Source organism: Pseudanabaena sp. UWO311 (assembly GCF_006937785.1).
Taxonomy (GTDB): Bacteria; Cyanobacteriota; Cyanobacteriia; order Pseudanabaenales; family Pseudanabaenaceae; genus Pseudanabaena.
This window is the reverse complement of record NZ_SJEE01000028.1, coordinates 52,704-70,828: the sequence shown is the minus strand read 5'-3', so window position 1 is coordinate 70,828 and position 18,125 is coordinate 52,704. Positions and strand designations below refer to the sequence as shown.

The 18,125-nt window shown below is 43.2% G+C and carries 15 protein-coding genes, 1 tRNA gene and 1 other RNA gene; 9 read left to right on the top strand and 8 right to left on the bottom strand.

The annotated features are described in order from the left end of the window. Positions 1-252 precede the first annotated feature (252 nt). The 5 genes from PseudUWO311_RS18325 to PseudUWO311_RS18305 form a co-directional block, all read right to left on the bottom strand. Positions 253-1,551 carry a PrsW family glutamic-type intramembrane protease gene (locus PseudUWO311_RS18325; RefSeq protein WP_142656675.1) on the bottom strand — a complete coding sequence of 433 codons (1,299 nt, stop codon included), beginning with the start codon at positions 1,549-1,551 and terminating at the stop codon, positions 253-255. Positions 1,552-1,726: 175 nt separating this feature from the next. Then, positions 1,727-2,431, bottom strand: coding sequence for a dethiobiotin synthase (gene bioD / locus PseudUWO311_RS18320; protein WP_142656674.1), 705 nt, complete (start codon positions 2,429-2,431; stop codon positions 1,727-1,729). Further along, the gene (locus tag PseudUWO311_RS18315; RefSeq protein WP_142656673.1) at positions 2,431-3,030 is read right to left on the bottom strand and encodes a Uma2 family endonuclease; all 600 of its coding nucleotides are present in this window, start codon (positions 3,028-3,030) and stop codon (positions 2,431-2,433) included. The genes bioD and PseudUWO311_RS18315 overlap by 1 nt, the downstream gene beginning before the upstream one ends. Positions 3,031-3,053: 23 nt before the next feature. After that, positions 3,054-4,553 carry an anthranilate synthase component I gene (gene trpE / locus PseudUWO311_RS18310; protein WP_142656672.1) on the bottom strand — a complete coding sequence of 500 codons (1,500 nt, stop codon included), beginning with the start codon at positions 4,551-4,553 and terminating at the stop codon, positions 3,054-3,056. A 348-nt stretch (positions 4,554-4,901) separates the two neighbouring features. Next, positions 4,902-6,494 carry an NAD(P)H-quinone oxidoreductase subunit 4 gene (locus PseudUWO311_RS18305; protein WP_142656671.1) on the bottom strand — a complete coding sequence of 531 codons (1,593 nt, stop codon included), beginning with the start codon at positions 6,492-6,494 and terminating at the stop codon, positions 4,902-4,904. 326 nt (positions 6,495-6,820) lie between these two features. On the opposite strand from PseudUWO311_RS18305, the gene psbU reads away from it, so the two are divergent. The 5 genes from psbU (at position 6,821) to PseudUWO311_RS18280 (ending at position 11,606) form a co-directional block, all read left to right on the top strand. Further along, entirely contained in the window at positions 6,821-7,204 is a 384-nt protein-coding gene (psbU, locus tag PseudUWO311_RS18300; RefSeq protein WP_142656670.1) for a photosystem II complex extrinsic protein PsbU, read from the top strand. Positions 7,205-7,368: 164 nt separating this feature from the next. Then, positions 7,369-7,722, top strand: coding sequence for a hypothetical protein (locus PseudUWO311_RS18295; RefSeq protein WP_142656669.1), 354 nt, complete (start codon positions 7,369-7,371; stop codon positions 7,720-7,722). Between the two features lie 213 nt (positions 7,723-7,935). After that, on the top strand, positions 7,936-9,690 hold the full coding sequence (gene ftsY / locus PseudUWO311_RS18290; RefSeq protein ID WP_142656668.1) for a signal recognition particle-docking protein FtsY: 1,755 nt from the start codon (positions 7,936-7,938) through the stop codon (positions 9,688-9,690). A 237-nt stretch (positions 9,691-9,927) separates the two neighbouring features. Next, on the top strand, positions 9,928-11,313 hold the full coding sequence (locus tag PseudUWO311_RS18285) for a PP2C family protein-serine/threonine phosphatase (protein WP_142656667.1): 1,386 nt from the start codon (positions 9,928-9,930) through the stop codon (positions 11,311-11,313). Between the two features lie 17 nt (positions 11,314-11,330). Then, on the top strand, positions 11,331-11,606 hold the full coding sequence (locus tag PseudUWO311_RS18280; RefSeq protein ID WP_223807632.1) for a hypothetical protein: 276 nt from the start codon (positions 11,331-11,333) through the stop codon (positions 11,604-11,606). A gap of 52 nt (positions 11,607-11,658) precedes the next feature. On the opposite strand, the gene PseudUWO311_RS18275 is transcribed toward PseudUWO311_RS18280, so the two are convergent. From PseudUWO311_RS18275 to PseudUWO311_RS18265, 3 genes are all read right to left on the bottom strand, one after another. Beyond that, positions 11,659-11,732: transfer RNA gene (locus tag PseudUWO311_RS18275), tRNA-Met, on the bottom strand. Between the two features lie 114 nt (positions 11,733-11,846). Further along, positions 11,847-12,034, bottom strand: a non-coding RNA gene (gene ssrS, locus PseudUWO311_RS18270) — 6S RNA. An 87-nt stretch (positions 12,035-12,121) separates the two neighbouring features. Further along, positions 12,122-12,862, bottom strand: a complete 741-nt coding sequence (locus tag PseudUWO311_RS18265) for a DUF554 domain-containing protein (protein ID WP_142656666.1) — start codon at positions 12,860-12,862, stop codon at positions 12,122-12,124. Between the two features lie 303 nt (positions 12,863-13,165). Here PseudUWO311_RS18265 and PseudUWO311_RS18260 point away from each other — a divergent pair, with 303 nt between their 5' ends. The 4 genes from PseudUWO311_RS18260 to PseudUWO311_RS18245 all read left to right on the top strand — a co-directional run bounded on the left by PseudUWO311_RS18260 (position 13,166) and on the right by PseudUWO311_RS18245 (position 18,083). Continuing rightward, a complete protein-coding gene (locus PseudUWO311_RS18260) occupies positions 13,166-14,443 on the top strand; it encodes a ferredoxin:protochlorophyllide reductase (ATP-dependent) subunit N (protein ID WP_142656665.1) in 1,278 nt (425 codons plus the stop codon). A gap of 67 nt (positions 14,444-14,510) precedes the next feature. After that, positions 14,511-16,193 (top strand): ferredoxin:protochlorophyllide reductase (ATP-dependent) subunit B, encoded by a 1,683-nt coding sequence (gene bchB, locus PseudUWO311_RS18255; RefSeq protein ID WP_142656664.1) that lies wholly within the window; start codon positions 14,511-14,513, stop codon positions 16,191-16,193. Between the two features lie 69 nt (positions 16,194-16,262). Continuing rightward, entirely contained in the window at positions 16,263-17,165 is a 903-nt protein-coding gene (gene bchL, locus PseudUWO311_RS18250; RefSeq protein WP_142656663.1) for a ferredoxin:protochlorophyllide reductase (ATP-dependent) iron-sulfur ATP-binding protein, read from the top strand. Positions 17,166-17,426: 261 nt separating this feature from the next. Next, positions 17,427-18,083, top strand: coding sequence for a Uma2 family endonuclease (locus PseudUWO311_RS18245; RefSeq protein ID WP_142656662.1), 657 nt, complete (start codon positions 17,427-17,429; stop codon positions 18,081-18,083). The last annotated feature ends 42 nt before the right edge of the window (positions 18,084-18,125 follow it).

Genomic DNA, 18,125 nt, shown 5'->3' with positions numbered 1-18,125 from the left:
CAATTACTATGGCTATTAATTCTATTACTGATGAAGATGCTCTTAATTGGTTTCATCATTGTGGTCTCTGCTTCGACCCTTTTAGTTAGCTTCTTTTGTGGCGGGTTTGATCGGTATTTGCTGTAAAGCAATTTCTGAACCAACGAACCACAATAGATTCTTTTAAAAATGTTACTTCGCAAGCCCAAACCACAAAGAGAAGTAATAGCGCTTCGTGCCGTCACTTCTCTTTGTGGTTTGGGCTTGCCTCTCTTATACCTTTGAAGAAAAACTGTGGGCTTTGAGAATTGCGGCAACCAGAAATGCATAGGAAATCCCACCTACTATTGCCAAAAGCCAAAAACTTACTAAGGCACTTGTATTCCAAAGCGCATGAAGCAGAGCCGAACTGAGATATCCAATCGCCAGAATTTGCCAACGACGCGAAGGCTTCATGATACTTAGACCGATGAAATAACCGAAATAACCGCTATAAGCCATATGCCCCGCCACTGAGCCAAGCACACGGGGAATCAATAATTGCAGACCTGTAAGCTCGGCTATTTCTGGACTACCCGCTTGACTGCTGATACTTTGGACAATGCTCGGTACATATAGCCCCAGAGTTTCTGTCAATGTAAAACCTACAGCCGAAGCTGCACCAATCAAAATTCCATCCAATGGCTCACTAATGCCAAAACGCGATCGCCATTTCTTTCCCAATCGCAACCCCATAAACCAAAGCGCAAATATCGGCAAAGCCTTGAGCAATTCCTCCATTAAGCCTGCCCCAAAAAACATGGCAATCAATACACTGATAAAGCTAACCTGCCCTGTCGGTGCAGTACCTGGTAAAACCTTATAAAAGAACCATAGAAAAAGATTCAAAATTGGACTTCTGAGAATCGCAGCCGTAAATACCGCCGCTCCTAAAATCACCCACCAAGGCTTATTCTTGCCACAAAGTTGATAGACAAAATAATAGGCTGCTAGGCTGATATATACCGAAATTGTTAGATTAAATAACTGCGGTTGCCCCAAAAAAGCAAACATCATCACCACAAACCCTACTGTTAAGATCCCTGGCAAGAGATAGGCTTTTTTCCAAAGATTGTTATCCTTTGAAAAAATTGGCAATAGCTTAGTTAGTGTAATGCTTGTAATTTGCGATCGCGGACGCAGTTTGTAATTGGTTCCTAAAGTTGTGTCAGGACAAGTCTCTAGTTCAAATACAAATTGAGGACCATCTTTCGTTAACTGAATGCGATCGCCATGCTTAAGCGGATAGCAACTATATAAACGGCGATCATTGATAAACGTGCCATTGGCGCTGTCGAGATCACAAATTTCCCAACCCTCGAACTTTTGTCTCACAAAAATGGCACGAATCTCAGCATGGCGACGCGACACTGAGCCATACATATTAATATCAATCGCCACTTCACAAATAGGATCGCGCCCCAAAGTAATCGGACGATCGCCTAAAGTCACGACAATTTCGCTGCGATCATCATTTTGGTGATCGGCAGAAATTTGCTTGAGAAAAGCTATAGAAGTAAGGCGATCATACATAGCTTCATTTATATCATTAGTATGTAGTATGTGCCTCGTAGCCCAGCACTCAAGTGCGGGCTAAAAGCTCAAACCCGTTGAAACGGGTTAATTAACATTATTGTTTAGTCCACTTCAGTGGACTTGAGCTTTTAGCCAAGAACTTGAGTTCTTGGTTTATTGGTGATCGCATTTACTAAATCAGAATTCTTTCGATGTCTAACTCTGAAGCTGCAAGAGACAATTGCGAAATATCACTTAAATCGTTTACATAAGGCAGAATTCCCAAAACAGGAACTGAAGCAAGTCGAGAAATCATCTGCGGTGGTGCAAGTTGCTCTATCTCTTCGGTCGTATAAACTTGAGAACAACTCAGCACTATTCCTCGGAGCTTCACCTTTTGCAGATTTGCCAAGGCAGCATTTGCGATCGCCTGAGAGATGGCTCCCAAACGCACAGGTACAACTAAAATTGCCTCCAAAGCCCAATCTCGCGCCAAATCCGCCACGATATACTCATCCGTAATCGGCGAGCCTAAACCACCCATAGATTCAACTAATAAACATTCCTTTTGTTGTTGCAATTTTTGGAACTGCTGCCAAATCAATCCTAAATCAATGGGTTTCCCTTCTTTGTGAGCCGCGATCGCAGGTGCGATCGGCGTTTCAAAATACAAAGGGGTAATTTCAGCAAGGGTTTGTGAAAGATTAAAAGTCTGATTATAAAACTCGCGATCGCCTTCTCCCGATTGCAAAGGTTTATAAATGCCTAGAGATGTACTAGGGGTGTTTGGGGATGCATTGCGATCGCGATAGGTCAACCAATAAGCCGCCAAAGCCGCCGTTAAAACAGTCTTACCCACACCCGTATCACTACCAACAATCAATAGAGGTTTCGTCATTATGTAAAATTCGAGCTAATATTTGACAAAATTTTGCTAATTTCCATTTGTAAATCGGGAAAAGCAGGGATAGAGATCTGTTGATGCGAGAACATATATCTTCTTTGAGTATAGTTCCCTTTCCCTTGAGCATCACAATAAGGCTCACTATAAGCCTCCAATCGATTATCACCCAAATTAAATAACCAATAATCGCTTATCCCAGCTTCAGCATACATAGCCCCTTTGACATCGCGATCATAAATTAGCGAAGAATCAGCGATTTCGATTACTAACAGAATATCTTCAGGCAGAGGATGTCCATCTAGGTAGTTATCAGAGCGATCGCGGACAATTACAAAATCTGGCTCAGGCTGACCATCAGGCGGCAACAAAATCGGATCTTGGCAACGAATAATTGCGCGATCGGCAACCAATTTGTTTAACTCTCGATTGACGTTACTGCAACAAACTGTATGCTTTGTTCCCTTCACAGCCATAAATACAATTTCTCCTCTAATTAACTCAGTCCGAGCTTCATGATTCTCTTTTTGTAAAAGCCCAATATCATCTAGACGATGATATTCTGCGATCGTAAAGCGTTTCGTTTGAACTAGCATTAGCGAACCTCCTTAATTGTTTACTATCCCAAACAGCGTAATGACTCCAGCATTCCCTTTGCTTTATTCAAGGTTTCTTGATATTCCTTCTCAGGATCAGAATCGGCGACTACGCCAGCGCCAGCTTGAACACTAGCAGTTCCATCCTTAGTTACCATCGTCCGAATTGTGATTGCAGTATTTAGCTGTCCTTCAAAGTCATAGTAGCCATAGGCTCCAGCATAAGTTCCTCTGCGATCGCATTCCAAGTTATGGATAATATCCATTGCTCGAATTTTCGGCGCACCACTGACTGTACCCGCAGGAAAACAAGCCTGAAGCAAATCCCAAGCTGTTTTTTCTGGACGAATCTCCCCAACGACATTGCTGACGATATGCATCACATGGGAATAAAGCTCAATCGACATTAATTCATCGACCTTCACCGTGCCACTTTTGCAAACACGACCGAGATCATTTCTGCCTAGATCCACCAGCATCACATGTTCTGCAACTTCCTTCGGATCAGCTAGCAGATCCTTGGCAAGTTCTGCATCTTCCGCAGGTGTCGAACCTCTAGGTCTTGTCCCTGCGATCGGGCGTAAAACTGTACGTGATATTCCATCGATCACTTCTGCCTTGACCATAATCTCAGGACTAGAACCGATTAGCTGCCAATCCTTAAAGTTAAAAAATGCCATATAAGGCGAAGGATTAACTACCCGCAAAGAGCGATACAAACTAAATGGCTCACCCTTAAATTCTGTGGTTAAGCGTTGTGAAAGCACAACTTGAAAAATATCGCCGGCCTTAATATGCTCTTTACCCTGCTCTACAGCCTTGCAGAATTTCTCGCGAGTAACATTGCTCGTATAGCTTACAGGTGGCTGCAAGCGAGGATTTGTCCAAGTAATCGCCGTTTTTTTGCGGTCTAAAGGCGATCGCAGTTTATCCACCAACACTGTCAAGCGATCACAAGCCGATTTATAAGCAGCTTCAGGAGACTCACCGTTACTCAAATCCGCATATGCGATCGCCCAAATCTTGCGCTTGACCTGATCGAATACCAGCAAACTATCTACCTGCATCCATACACCGTCAGGAGTATCCCCTGCATGGCAAGAATAAACAGGTACTTTTGGCTCGATCCAATTAATTAATTCGTAGCCCCAATAACCAAATAGTCCTCCCAAACTTGGCGGTAACTCAGGTAAATGAACAGGTTTTATCGACGCGAGGCAATTATTTAAATGCTGAAAAGGATTGCCCACAAACTCTTTCATATTGCCATTACGAAATGTCTGCGTAGTGCGATCGCCTCTGGCTTCTAATACCCATAGAGGATCGCAACCCAGTAAACTGTAGCGACCAAGTCTTTCTCCGCCCTCGACTGACTCTAATAAAAAGCTATAGGGCTGACCTTGACATACTCGATACCAAGCCGATACAGGTGTATCAAGATCTGCAACCAGTTCCATATAAACAGGTACAAAGTTGCCCTGCTTAGCAAGTTCAATAAAGTCAGAATACTCAGGGAAAATCATGCGATCGGAATTTTAAAATAAATTGCTGCAACTAAATTAAGATTTTATCTTGGTTTTTAGCAATGCTTGACAAAAAGCTACTCAAAACCCAAAAGACAATAGGTGGCGCTTCGCGCCGCCTCTCGCAAAATAGAAGAAGTTTCGCTTAGCGAGACTTCTTTCAAAAAATTAAAGAGTAATACCAATTCACAAAAGTGTGGCAACACTTCTGTGAATTAAAAACCAAACTCTGTAAGGGTTTTAAAAACACAAAATGGCTGCGCCACTTTGTGTTTTGGTATAAGAGGCGGCGCTTTTTGCCGCCGCTCATACAAAAAAAAGAAGGCTCGCTTAGCGAGCCTTCTTTTTCTATTTGCTTAAACTTGGTGCAGCCTGAGCCTGTAGACTTGCCAAACGTTTGTTATCACGTTTATTAGCAAGGGCAGGAACCGCATCACGTAGAGTTGTCGCTAACTGAGTCGTAGTCGAATCATAGATTTGAGTCACGATTTTGGGATAGAAGCCAATCCCAATAATCGGAATCAACAGACAAGTAATGATGAATACTTCACGAGGTTCTGCATCCACAAGATCTTGATGTGATGTGAGTTCAGTATTTTCTTTACCGTAGAAAATTTCACGCAACATTGATAGTAAATATACGGGAGTTAAAATCACACCCACTGCCATCAGCAATAGAGCAATAACTTTAAATGTACCGCTATAGGCATCGCTAGTGGCAAAACCGACAAAAATCATCACCTCCGCCACAAAACCACTCATCCCTGGCAAAGCCAGAGACGCGAGGGAGCAAGTAGTAAACATCGCAAAGATTTTCGGCATCTGCTGACCAACACCGCCCATCTCATCAAGGATTAAAGTATGGGTGCGATCGTAGGTTGCTCCAACTAAGAAAAATAAGCTCGCGCCGATTAGTCCATGCGAAATCATTTGCAACATTGCGCCGCTAGTACCGAGATCGGTAAATGAGGCTAAACCGATCAATACAAATCCCATGTGTGAGATCGATGAATAGGCGATTTTGCGTTTGAGGCTGCGCTGTGCAAAAGATGTAAGCGCCGCGTAAATAATATTCACGATCCCCAAGATTACCAAGATCGGTGCAAAGTAAGCATGGGCTTCAGGCAACATCCCTGCATTCATCCGCATCAGGGCATAACCACCCATTTTTAGCAGGATACCTGCAAGGAGCATGTGAACTGGTGCTGTTGCTTCCCCGTGAGCATCGGGTAGCCATGTATGCAAAGGAAAAATTGGCAGTTTGACTCCATAGGAAATCAAGAATGCACCGTAGGCTAGCAATTGGAATGTGAGCGGATAGTCTTTATTGGCGAGGGCTGTCATATCAAAGGTGACAGTATCACCATAGAATGCCATAGCAAGCCCAGCTACAAGGATAAACAGCGAGCCGATCGCTGTGTAAAGAATAAACTTCGTAGCGGCATATAGTCGCTTATAGCCTCCCCAGATCGATAGCAATAGGTAGACAGGGATTAGCTCTAATTCCCATGTTAGGAAGAACAGCAGCATATCCTGTACCGCGAATACGGCGATTTGTGCGCCATACATCGATAGCAACAAAAAGTAAAATAAGCGTGGCTTCAGGGTGACGGGCCAGGATGCCAAGATTGCTAATGTGGTGATAAATCCAGTCAGCAAGACCAAAGGCATCGAAAGTCCATCAACGCCAACTGACCAATTTAGCCCCAGTTGTGGAACCCATGAATAGCTCTCTGCGAGCTGGAGGTTGGGGTTGCTGTAGTCATACTTTGTGCAGAATGCATAGGCGATCGCTGCAAAGTCAATCAGTCCCACGACGAGCGCAAACCAGCGAATGGTTTTGCCATCACCTTTGTCTGGCACAAAGGCAATCATGAGGGACATAACTATGGGAAAGGCAATGATAAACGTGAGCCAAGGGAAGTTTTCGAGACTTAACATATTCAAAAGTAACCGTTGTAATTACCCACCCATTTTCTAGACAGTCATTTTACCTATGGACACTTACCGACTCTGTAGTTGTTTATAGTTACTTAAACCTAGGCGATCGCTAAAAGCTTCAAGACTACGACTGGGATCATTACAGTGAAGAGTATTAGGCTTATTTATCGAATTTTGAGATGTTCTCGATTTTTATTAAGAAATGTTAACAAATAGAGACAATTATTTACATATTCTCTATTTGCAAGCCCTAAGGCTTTGGGTTTCCACTTTTCTGCTAATCTCGAAAGTGAATAAATTATTTTTTTAATAGAGAGATTTTAGGCATGAAAGCACTTATACGCTTTTCTGTTTTATTAGTGGCGATCGCGTCAATTTTGACAACTGGCTTTTTAGGTTCTTTTGGCAGTAACGCTGCATTTGCCGAAGAATTACCTGCTACCAATTTTTACACACAGGATCTTAGCAAAATCGACCTAAATAACGCTAACATCAACACTTTTCGCCAAGTACGTGGCATGTATCCCACCTTGGGGCGCATCATCATTGAAAATTCGCCTTACAACTCGCTAGATGATGTACTAAAAATTGCTGGATTAAACGAATCGCAAAAAGATCTGATCAAAGCAAATGCTGACAAGTTCACTCTCAAAAAGCCTGATGAGTCCATGGGACGTGAGCGCATTAACAATGCTAACTACAGGTTGTAAGTAAACAGTCGCTTTTGCGCCGTTAATAAAAAAGCAGCACTTAGTGCTGCTTTTTTATTGCTAAAAATCATTGCGATCGCTAATGCCCAGAATGTTGCTAAAATGTTACATAACGCAATATAAAAACAAATTCGACTAAATTTTAGAAAAATAGGTATAAATACATGGCTCTTTTCGGCTTATTTGGCAAAAAGGATAAAAAAGACGAATCTGAGAATAAGGAATCTTCTTTCTTCCTAGATCAAGATTCGGCAAAAACTCTTGGCGATATTGACTACATGCGCACACCAAAAGCTGTTAGAAGAACATTCCCTACCATTAATGGGGTCAAGGGGGCTGACATTACCAGCGCTTTCACGGCAACTGAAAAAGTAGAAGATGCAAAAATAGAGCCAACGAATAATCAGCCTTCTGAACCAACTCCTCAATCTACATTTGAGCCCAAGAAACTAAATACTCGTGTAGATTCGAGCATGGATATCTTCTTAAACATGGCAAAAGATATCAAAAAGAAGTAAACCCATAAAAAAAGAAGCGACGCTTTGCGTCGCTTCTTTTTTTATGGACTTCGGAAAACCGTCTAGATCTGATTCAGTGCTAATAACCCAGACACCGTAAACTATCTTAGTAAGCTGATAATAGATTTAATAGTAGTTTCAGATATAGCTTAGAGCTCTCTAAAACTTGCATTAAATTTGTTATAGATTGAGGCATTGCGCGAGGTTATTAGTATGGTGTTTAACTGGTTTCGGCGAAAGTTTGATGATGACAAAGATGCAACTAATCAACCTGTAGAGCCAGCCCAAACTGAAGAAAAAGCGCCTGAATCTAAAACTGTTGACGAGCCTAGCCCGATCGCATCGCCAGCATCTCAAGATTTATTAAATTGGGCTAAGGCAGCCTATGCCAATGTGCAGCAACAGGCAGAAGTTGCTGAGGAAAAAGCATCTGAAGCAGAAAACCCAGAGCCAGAAATTACTGAGCCAGAAGCAAAGATTGCTGATCTTGAAATTGTTGAATCTATACCAGACACTAGTGAGTCAGAGGTCAAGGCTGCCGAGGCAGAAATTGATCAGCCAGAGATTATAGAAGCAGATGTTACTCTAGAAATTAGTGAGCATGAAGTTATCGCCCCTGAATTGCAGGTTGTCGAACCTGCAATTGTTGAATCTCAGCTAGACATTACTGGGGCATTTGCAACACCAGATCCATTAATTGAGGCTGAGTCTCCTTTAGAAATATCTCCAGAAACAATCACTAAAGTTCCTGCATCAGTTGAACCTGTGATTGAACTTGCGATCTCCGGAGTTGTTTCCCCAGAAGCAATTACCCCTGAGTCTGAAGCATTGCCTTTTTGGATGCAGTCAGAAAGTGATCGCCTTGCCCGCATCGCTGTCCTTGAAGCTACCGCAATCGTTGAGCCAGAGCCAGAAGTTAAACCCACAGTTCAATCCAGACGCAAAGCGACCATCAAATTTGATGATGATTTTATCTGGTCAGCCGAAGTTCTCGCATCACAAGGTCGTCGTCCTGAAGAAATCTCCGTCGAAGAAATCACATGGCTCAATCGCCTACGTCAAGGCTTAGACAAAACTCGTTTGTCTCTAGTCAATCAACTAAAGGCAATTGTTGGACAGGGCCCCCTCAGTGCTGACTCTGTTGATGATATTGAAGCCTTACTCTTGCAGGCAGATGTTGGGGTAAAAGCAACTGACCAAATTATTTCCAAGCTGCAAGATAAACTTCGTAAAGAAGTTTTACCTCCAGAAGAGGCGATCGCCTATCTGAAACAAATTTTGCGTGAGATGCTTGATGTGTCAGCGCAAAAAGGTGGCGAACCGATTCCAATGCTTATCCCTGAAAAAAACCAACTGAATATTTGGTTGATTACAGGTGTAAATGGAGCTGGGAAAACTACGACTATTGGTAAACTTTCCCATCTCAGTGTTAAGTCTGGCTACAAAACCCTCATAGCCGCAGCCGATACATTTCGGGCTGCTGCTGTTGAGCAAGTCAAGAGTTGGGGACAAAGATCTAATGTAGATGTAATTTGTAACCCAGCCCAAAATGCTGATCCCGCAGCCGTTGTCTTTGATGCGATTAGTTCTGCTCAAGCTAGAGGTACGGAACTTTTACTCGTTGATACTGCTGGTAGACTGCAAAACAAGAAAAATTTGATGGAAGAACTCAGCAAAATTCGCCGTATTATTGATAAAAAATCTGCCGATTCCAAAATCGAATCTTTGCTGGTTCTGGACTCTACACTCGGACAAAATGGACTTAAACAGGCGGAAATCTTTGCGCAATCCGCAGGGATTACGGGTGTGATTCTGACGAAATTAGATGGCACAGCAAAGGGTGGTGTAGCGATCGCAGTAGTGCAACAACTTGGTCTGCCCATTAGATTTATCGGCGCTGGCGAAGGTATTGAAGACTTACGACCATTCTCTAGCTACGAATTTGTCGAAGCATTACTAAGTAACTAGTTTTAAGTAGCTGGGCATAATTAAAAGCAACAAGCAAAAAGCTGTACCGACCGCGCAGCGGTCGGTACAGCTTTTTGCTTGTTGCTTTTAATTATGCCGAGTTTTTTAGCGGCGCAAAGCGCCACTAAAACTCTTTTAGAAAATTGCTGAAATCGATTGTTATTTTTTGTCCAACTAAGGCTACACTGTTTGACTAAATTAGCTTTAGTTCAAACCACCTAGCGTTGCAGCATTGGTATGTCTCTATCATTGCCACCTAGAAACAGATCACTCCCACCACAAGACATAGACAATACGTCTGTGATGGTGATGAAGGATCTCAAAGACCTGCTCAGACGGATGAGTCAGGATCAAAATAAAATCCATGAGCTGCTTAGCTTTTTGGGTTACGCTCTTCGCAGCTTTAGTAACCTCAACCAATTTTTAGAATTAATCCCCCTAATCGCTAGCCGTGTTACTGACTCCGATGGTGGTGCGCTAATTTTGTTTAAAGCTAGTGGACAAATGCGCCTAGAGTCTCTGCATTGTCCTGAGCGCAATCAAGGCGGCATGAAAGCGCAACAAGTAAGAACTGCGATCGAACGTGCCATCCAACAAGTATTAACAGGTAGTCCAACCGCTCTTGATGAGATGGTTAGCCGTTATCTAGGAGCAGATGTACATTTGTACGGTACATCGGTTTTAGTCAAAAATGCAGTGCGCGGTCGTCTTTATATATTTAGTCGCAAGCCAGATTATATCTGGACAGATAATAAGCGCACTTTGATGCGCCTAGTCGCCGATCAAACTTCTGTGGGTTTAGAAAATCATGAACTCACAACTGAACTAATCAAAAAAGAGCGTCAAGATCGTGAGATGGAGATCGGCGCAGAAATTCAACGCCAACTCTTACCACGCAACTGTCCTAAAATTCAAGGTATTGAAATCTCTGCTAAGTGTTCTACTGCTAGTCGAGTTGGTGGAGACTACTATGATTTTATCCCGATGCAAAAAGGCGATCGCTGGAGCTTTGTCGTCGGTGATGTTATGGGTAAAGGTGTACCCGCAGGCTTAATCATGACCATGACTAGGGGGATGTTGCGAGCAGAAGTATTAAATAATCATTCTCCCAGTAAAATTTTGGAGCATCTCAACGAGGTGATGTATGAGGATCTTGAGAAATCCCATCGCTTTGTGACCATGTTTTATTCAGAGTACGATCCCGCAACCCAAATTCTTGCTTTTAGTAATGCGGCTCATACTCCTGCATTACATTGGCGAGCCAAGACTCGATCAGTACATGCTCTTGACACGATGGGGGCTTTGATAGGCTTAGAAGCTGGCTCTAAATATGAAGAAAGTAGCACTCATCTCAATTCAGGCGATGTCGTCATCTATTACACTGATGGCTTCACCGAGGCAGCAAGTCCTGAAGGCGATCGCTTTGACGAAGAAAACCTTCGTAAAGCTCTAGACTGGGCTTGCCAAAATTGTTTCCCTCTTTCTGATGATGTAACTCGTCCACAAATGATTCTTGACTACATCTTCCAAGAAGTGCAAAACTTTATTGGAGAAGGGCATACTCATACTGATGATATGACCCTCGTCGTTCTGCATATCAAAGATCAAGCTCTAGTAAATTAACCTAAGACTAAAATATTATGTTTGACTTATCCCAAGCCCAGCTTTTGGTAACTAGTATGACTAGCGCTGACTTATCTCATCTTTCAGCAATAGATGTTCCTGCGAATTTGCATTTCAATATTGCTGATTTACATCCACATTTAAATATGGATTTACTTGCTCAACAATTTAAGCAAGATGTAATGGGTGACCTAGGCAAAGGTTGGAATAATTTTGTAAAATCTGGTCAAATTTGGGCTTTGATTATTGGCGTAGTTGTTGGCTACCTATTTAGAAGTATTACTAATGCATGAAAGATAAGCCGCAATATTTGCGGCTTATCTTTCATGCATTAGGATTGTTGAATGGCGGGGGACGGATTTGAACCATCGACCTTCGGGTTATGAGCCCGACGAGCTACCAGGCTGCTCTACCCCGCGTTGTTTCGCTTAGCTACTATAGCATGGTTTCATATAATTGCAAGCATTTGCGCTAAGTTTTTTAAAAGCGTCTCTGTGCCTTGCACAGAGACGCTTTTAAAAAACTTAGGGTTTCACCCCTCCGCAACGCCGTCTTACCTCAGTTGTTTGACCCGGTAAAACCAGGTGGAGCCGAGGCGCAACGCCTAACTTAAGTTCCCAGATGCTGGTCTGGTATACTGCGGCGAAGACTGCCAAAGACTCCTAGAAAACAATTATCGATCAAGACACATTATCGGTAGTCACGCACGCCACAGAGGAGCTTGAACTAATTATAGCAATCTAAAGCATAAAAAGTAGGCATGTCGCTCCGCGACATGCCTACTTTTTATGCTTTAGATCCTGTTAAATTATTTGAGACTATCGGCTAGCCAGTACACTAAAGGCGCGATCGCTAAAGCAGGCAAAAAAGACGCAACCCTTACCTTGGCTAGTTCTAATAAATTCAAGCCCAGCCCTAACAACATCAAGCCACCGACACCAGTAATAATTAACACCGATGGGGCATTAGCTGGATCAGGTAAGCTTTGAGCTAAATTTCCTGCTAAAAGTGACAAACTGCCTTGATATAGGGCAACTGGCAAAGCGGAGAAACCAACACCGATCCCGTAAGTGCTGGCAAATACAATTGAGATAAACCCATCTAGAGCCGACTTGAGCGCCAAAAGATTATCATCACCTCTCAGCCCATTATTGAGACTGCCGATAATTGCCATGGGACCAATACAAAATAATAAACTTGCCGCCACAAACCCTTCAGTAAATTTCCCTTTGCCCTTGAATTTCGCTTTTAGCCAATCACCAATCGATTCTAAACGCTTCTCGATCTGTCCTAATTCACCAATTACACCGCCAACAATTAACGAAACAAGAGACAATATCACACCATCAAGAGCGCCAGCTTTGACTTTGAGCAAACTATTTGCCATATTAATACTGACAAAAATAGTGATTAGCCCGATCGCTTGTTTGAGAATTGGTAAAACCTGAGACAGGAATCGTCCACGCAAGATTAGCCCTAAAAATGTTCCGAAGGCGATCGCCAAAACATTAATCCAAGTCCCACTGGTTTTTGTCCAAAAATCTAGCATTTAGTTACGGTTATTTTGTGGTGATGAGCAAGCCATAGAATTTCTGAGCAAGCTTGTAATAAGTATATTTACTTGCGATCCCCATAGAATTCCTATAATTAGGATTGTAGATCCTTATACTCCTGTAAACCTTTGCAACTTTTTACTCAGTCTCTTGGTTTTACTAAATATAGTAAAGAGAATTAATTTATTGATCGCGTTGCGATCGCGCACTTTTACAGCAGACATCGGCTAGCCCTATAAAAATTAGGACATAGCCTTTTAAGAAAAAACTAGGGATTTAGCCCAAAAGGAGAGCAAAACATGGCTCTAGAGCCTTGCACGGAATTACCTGTCAAAATTACTGCTGATATTCCCGTACTTAAGGAACGGGGACAAAGAGAGGTGTTTTGTGGCTTGACGGGGATCGTTTGGCTACATCGCAAAATGCAGGATGCTTTTTTTCTGGTAGTCGGTTCTCGTACCTGCGCCCATTTAATCCAATCAGCAGCAGGCGTAATGATTTTCGCGGAGCCAAGATTTGGCACAGCAATTCTCGGCGAACGAGATCTTGCTGGGCTGGCAGATGCCAATGAAGAACTTGATCGCGTTGTCGATCAGTTGCTTGAACGTCGCCCAGATATTGGCACGTTGTTTTTGGTGGGATCATGTCCCTCTGAAGTAATTAAGCTCGACCTTGCCAAAGCCGCAGAGAGACTTAGTACGCGTTTCTTTCCAAAAGTTCGGATTCTCAATTATTCTGGCAGCGGAATTGAAACAACATTTACCCAAGGTGAAGATGCCTGTCTGGGGTCTATGGTTCCAGTATTACCTCGCAGCGATGAAGCTGGGCTAATGGTGGTTGGTAGTCTGGCGGATGTGGTAGAAGATCAATTTCGCCGACTATTTGACAAAATGGGTATTGGCCCCGTTTATTTCTTTCCTCCTCGTCGTGCGTCTAATCTGCCACCAGTGGGTAAAGGTACAAAATTATTGCTTGCCCAGCCATTTTTAAGCGATACGGTGCGATCGCTTGTTTCTCGCGGCGCAACGTTGTTGCCATCACCATATCCTTTAGGGATCGAAGGGACAACAGCATGGCTCAAAACGGCAGCAGATGCTTGGAATATCGATAGCAAAGTTTTTGAAGAAGCGATCGAGCCTCCTGTCAAACGAGCCAAAATAGCTTTAGAACGCTATCGTCAAGCGCTGACAGGGCGTAAAGCATTTTTATTCCCAGACTCACAACTAGAAATTCCTTTAGCTCGTTTTCTATCAAGAGAATGTGGCATGGAACTTGTTGAGGTGGGAATGCCCTATATTGATCGCCTGTTGATGGACAAAGAAATTGCCCTGTTGCCTGAGGGAACTGTCCTATCAGAAGGACAAGATGTAGAGAAGCAGCTAGATCGATGTCGGGAAGCTCGTCCTGATATTACAGTCTGTGGTTTAGGACTTGCCAACCCTCTCGAAGCTGAAGGCATGGCTACCAAATGGTCAATCGAATTAGTATTTTCACCGATTCATGGGTATGACCAAGCTGCCGACCTTGCTGAATTGTTTGCTCGCCCGCTTGAGCGACGCAGAAGATTAACAGTGTAGTTAAGTAGGAGCGCGAAGCGCTCCTACTTAACTATGCTTTTGTAACCTAAACTCATCGAAGTAACTTATGGAATTGACTCTCTGGACTTACGAAGGCCCTCCCCATGTGGGGGCAATGCGAATTGCCACTGCAATGGAAGGTGTCCATTATGTTCTTCATGCGCCGCAGGGCGATACATACGCCGACTTGCTGTTTACGATGATTGAGCGTCGCGATCGCCGTCCGCCTGTAACTTACACCACCTTTCAAGCTCGCGATCTTGGTGGTGACACGGCTGAAATGGTTAAAACTTCTGTGCGCGAAGCCTATGACAGATTTAAGCCTCAAGTCATGCTCGTTGGAGAAAGTTGCACAGCTGAGTTAATTCAAGATCAACCAGGTGGCTTGGCCAAGAGCATGGGGCTGCCGATCCCAGTTGTAAGTTTGGAGCTGCCTGCTTATTCTAAGAAAGAAAATTGGGGAGCAAGCGAAACTCTGTATCATCTAGTTCGGACACTCCTATTACCAGTTGTCCCAGCCCCAAATACGCCACGTCCTAAACGCGATCCTAATATCCGTCCGAAAGCGAACATAATAGGACCAACTGCATTAGGCTTCCGATGCCGTGATGATATTCGCGAAGTGATCAAGTTATTGGCGGAGATCGGCGTAGACGTAAATGTCGTTGCGCCGATGGGATCAACACCCGATGACTTGCTGCGGATTCCAAATGCAGATTTTAATATTTGTCTCTACCCTGAAATAGCACTGACAACTTGTACTTGGCTCAGCCGTAGCTTTGGACAACCAATTATTAAAACCGTGCCTATCGGAGTCGGAGCGACTCGCGACTTTATTGCTGAAATTGGTAAAGTTGCTGATATCGATGTTAGTCAAGCACTAGCGCGATCGCATGCTGATACTCTGGGTAATTGGGATGCAGCGCGGGTATCATCGGCAGCAGAAGTGGGCGCTTCGAGACTACCTTGGTATTCCAGATCAGTTGACTCCACCTATCTCACAGGCAAGCGTGTATTCATCTTTGGTGATGCGACCCATGTTCTGGCGGCAGCAAGGATGGCAACTGAAGAATTAGGCTTTACCCTCGTTGGTATTGGAACCTATAGCCGAGAGTTCGCGCGGGAAGTACGCGAAGTTGCCAAGAAGCACGGAATTGAAGCTGTGATTAGTGATGACTATCTTGCCGTGGAAGCCAAAATTGCGGAAGCCGCTCCAGAACTAGTGCTTGGCACTCAGATGGAACGACATATTGCCAAACGCTTGGGTATCCCTTGCGCGGTAATTTCTGCACCAATCCATGTTCAAGATGTACCTGCTCGTTACTCACCACAAATGGGCTGGGAAGGCGCAAATGTGATTTTTGATAGCTGGATACATCCTTTGATGATGGGTCTAGAAGAGCATTTGATTGGAATGTTCAAAGAGGACTTCGAGTTTGCAGAAGGTCATATGAGCCATTTGCATACTGCACCATCACAAGAATCTCGTCGTGATCTACCTAGTGAATCAGTCGCTACTGATCATGCGATCGCCTTAACAAACAACTCTAATCAAGCCGTTCTCACACCTGTTGCTCAAGCAATTGAGGGCATTACTTGGAGTGCTGATGGTGAAGCTGAGTTGAAGAAGATTCCCTTCTTTGTTCGCGGCAAAATCAGGCGTAATACTGAGAAATTTGCTAGCGATCGCGGCATCACTTCGATCACCGTAGAAACTCTCTACGATGCAAAAGCCCAGATTGGTCAATAGAAACAGAAATGAAGTTTGGTGCGATGTACCAAGCTTCAAATAAACAATTATTTTTAATAGGAGTCTATTTTGGCAGTTTTAACCGCGCATCCACCATCAGTTACAAAATGTGAAGATGGCGAAGGCAGTGTTCAAGTTTATCAAGAGCCAGGAATGGTAATTGAAGGAGCTTTGGTAATCGCCGTCTATGGTAAAGGTGGCATCGGTAAATCGACCACTTCTTCCAATCTATCCGCAGCTTTTTCTCATCTTGGTAAGCGCGTACTTCAGATCGGCTGTGATCCTAAGCACGATAGTACTTTCACCTTAACCAAGAAAATGGTTCCCACGGTAATCGACATTCTCGAAACCGTTGATTTCCATTCCGAAGAACTGAAACCAGAAGATTTCATGTTTGAGGGCTATAATGGCGTGATGTGTATCGAAGCAGGTGGCCCACCCGCAGGCACTGGTTGCGGTGGCTATGTCACAGGGCAAACCGTTAAACTTCTTAAAGAACATCATCTGCTCGAAGATACTGATGTCGTGATTTTTGATGTATTGGGCGATGTGGTCTGTGGTGGTTTTGCTGCGCCATTGCAACATGCTCATTATTGCTTGATCGTCACCGCCAATGACTTTGACTCGATCTTCGCCATGAACCGCATTGTCGCTGCAATCCAATCTAAAGCGAAAAACTATCGCGTTCGTTTGGGCGGTATCATCGCCAACCGTAGCGAAGGAACCGATCAAATCGACAAGTTTAACGATCGCGTTGGCCTAAAAACCTTGGCACATTTCCGTACCGTCGATGCCATTCGTCGCAGTCGCTTGAAGAAATGCACCGTGTTTGAAATGGATCCTGATCCTGAAGTTCTAGAAGTGCAGCAAGAATATCTGAAGCTTGCCAAAGGTATGCTGGAAAACGCTGAGCCACTTTACGCTCAACCTCTAAAAGATCGCGAAATTTTCGACCTACTTGGTTTTGACTAATCATCAAAAAAGCCCTCGCTTAGCGAGGGCTTTTTTGTATTCAGGAGAATCCTACAGGAATTTCCGATCAGATGAAACACGATAAATTTCTTAAAAGCTGTGAAAGTGTTGCCTTGTAATACTTTCACAGCTTTTATTGGTTTGGATTTTATCGCAAAACGCTGTAAATAGACTTATTCATATGCTAAAACTATTGGTATAAGTTCTGAAGCAAAATCTTAAAGTATGATTTGTGGATAACGTTGCCAGGAGATTGATTAGATGATTACGACTTCCTTCCCTTACAAAAAAAAAGATGTAGAATCACCTAATGGTAAAGCTGTGCTAACTAATATTAGTTGGCAAACTTATCAAGCGATGCTTACTGATATGGGCAGCCATCGCTCTACCCGTCTAGCCTATCATCATGGAGTTTTAGAAATAAAAATGCCTTTAGGATTGCATGAAACAATTAACTGCATTTTAGAAAGGATAATTATTACTCTAACTGAAGAATTAAATTTAAGCATTCGAGGATTTGGTTCTACAACGTTAAACCGAGAAGACTTAGGCGTAGGAGTTGAGCCAGACTGTTGTTTTTATATTCAAAATAGCGATCGCATACGTGGACGCGAGATAAATTTAGAAATTGATCCCCCTCCAGATTTAGTCGTTGAAGTCGATATTACTAGTCCTAGCAGCCGTAGGTTCCCAATTTACAGAGATTTAGGTGTGCCAGAAATATGGAGATACAGTAGTTCGGGAATAGGTATCTACAAATTGCAGGAAAATGAATATTTGGAAAGTGAATTTAGTTTGTCTTTTCCAATGGTTTCTCATAAGATCCTCGATCAGTTTTTACAACAGACTGAATCAATAGATGACAATAAACTGATCCGTGAGTTTAGAGTTTGGTTGAGACAACAGATTAATCAATAAAAATTAGTGTCTTTATTTATTCGCGCTCCAGATTTTGGCTGT

Excerpts from the sequence above, each read along its gene's own strand:
- PseudUWO311_RS18325 (WP_142656675.1), bottom strand. The coding sequence starts at position 1,551 with ATGTATGATCGCCTTACTTCTATAGCTTTTCTCAAGCAAATTTCTGCC.
- bioD (WP_142656674.1), bottom strand. The coding sequence starts at position 2,431 with ATGACGAAACCTCTATTGATTGTTGGTAGTGATACGGGTGTGGGTAAG.
- PseudUWO311_RS18315 (WP_142656673.1), bottom strand. The coding sequence starts at position 3,030 with ATGCTAGTTCAAACGAAACGCTTTACGATCGCAGAATATCATCGTCTA.
- trpE (WP_142656672.1), bottom strand. The coding sequence starts at position 4,553 with ATGATTTTCCCTGAGTATTCTGACTTTATTGAACTTGCTAAGCAGGGC.
- PseudUWO311_RS18305 (WP_142656671.1), bottom strand. The coding sequence starts at position 6,494 with ATGTTAAGTCTCGAAAACTTCCCTTGGCTCACGTTTATCATTGCCTTT.
- psbU (WP_142656670.1), top strand. The coding sequence starts at position 6,821 with ATGAAAGCACTTATACGCTTTTCTGTTTTATTAGTGGCGATCGCGTCA.
- PseudUWO311_RS18295 (WP_142656669.1), top strand. The coding sequence starts at position 7,369 with ATGGCTCTTTTCGGCTTATTTGGCAAAAAGGATAAAAAAGACGAATCT.
- ftsY (WP_142656668.1), top strand. The coding sequence starts at position 7,936 with ATGGTGTTTAACTGGTTTCGGCGAAAGTTTGATGATGACAAAGATGCA.
- PseudUWO311_RS18285 (WP_142656667.1), top strand. The coding sequence starts at position 9,928 with ATGTCTCTATCATTGCCACCTAGAAACAGATCACTCCCACCACAAGAC.
- PseudUWO311_RS18280 (WP_223807632.1), top strand. The coding sequence starts at position 11,331 with ATGTTTGACTTATCCCAAGCCCAGCTTTTGGTAACTAGTATGACTAGC.
- PseudUWO311_RS18265 (WP_142656666.1), bottom strand. The coding sequence starts at position 12,862 with ATGCTAGATTTTTGGACAAAAACCAGTGGGACTTGGATTAATGTTTTG.
- PseudUWO311_RS18260 (WP_142656665.1), top strand. The coding sequence starts at position 13,166 with ATGGCTCTAGAGCCTTGCACGGAATTACCTGTCAAAATTACTGCTGAT.
- bchB (WP_142656664.1), top strand. The coding sequence starts at position 14,511 with ATGGAATTGACTCTCTGGACTTACGAAGGCCCTCCCCATGTGGGGGCA.
- PseudUWO311_RS18245 (WP_142656662.1), top strand. The coding sequence starts at position 17,427 with ATGATTACGACTTCCTTCCCTTACAAAAAAAAAGATGTAGAATCACCT.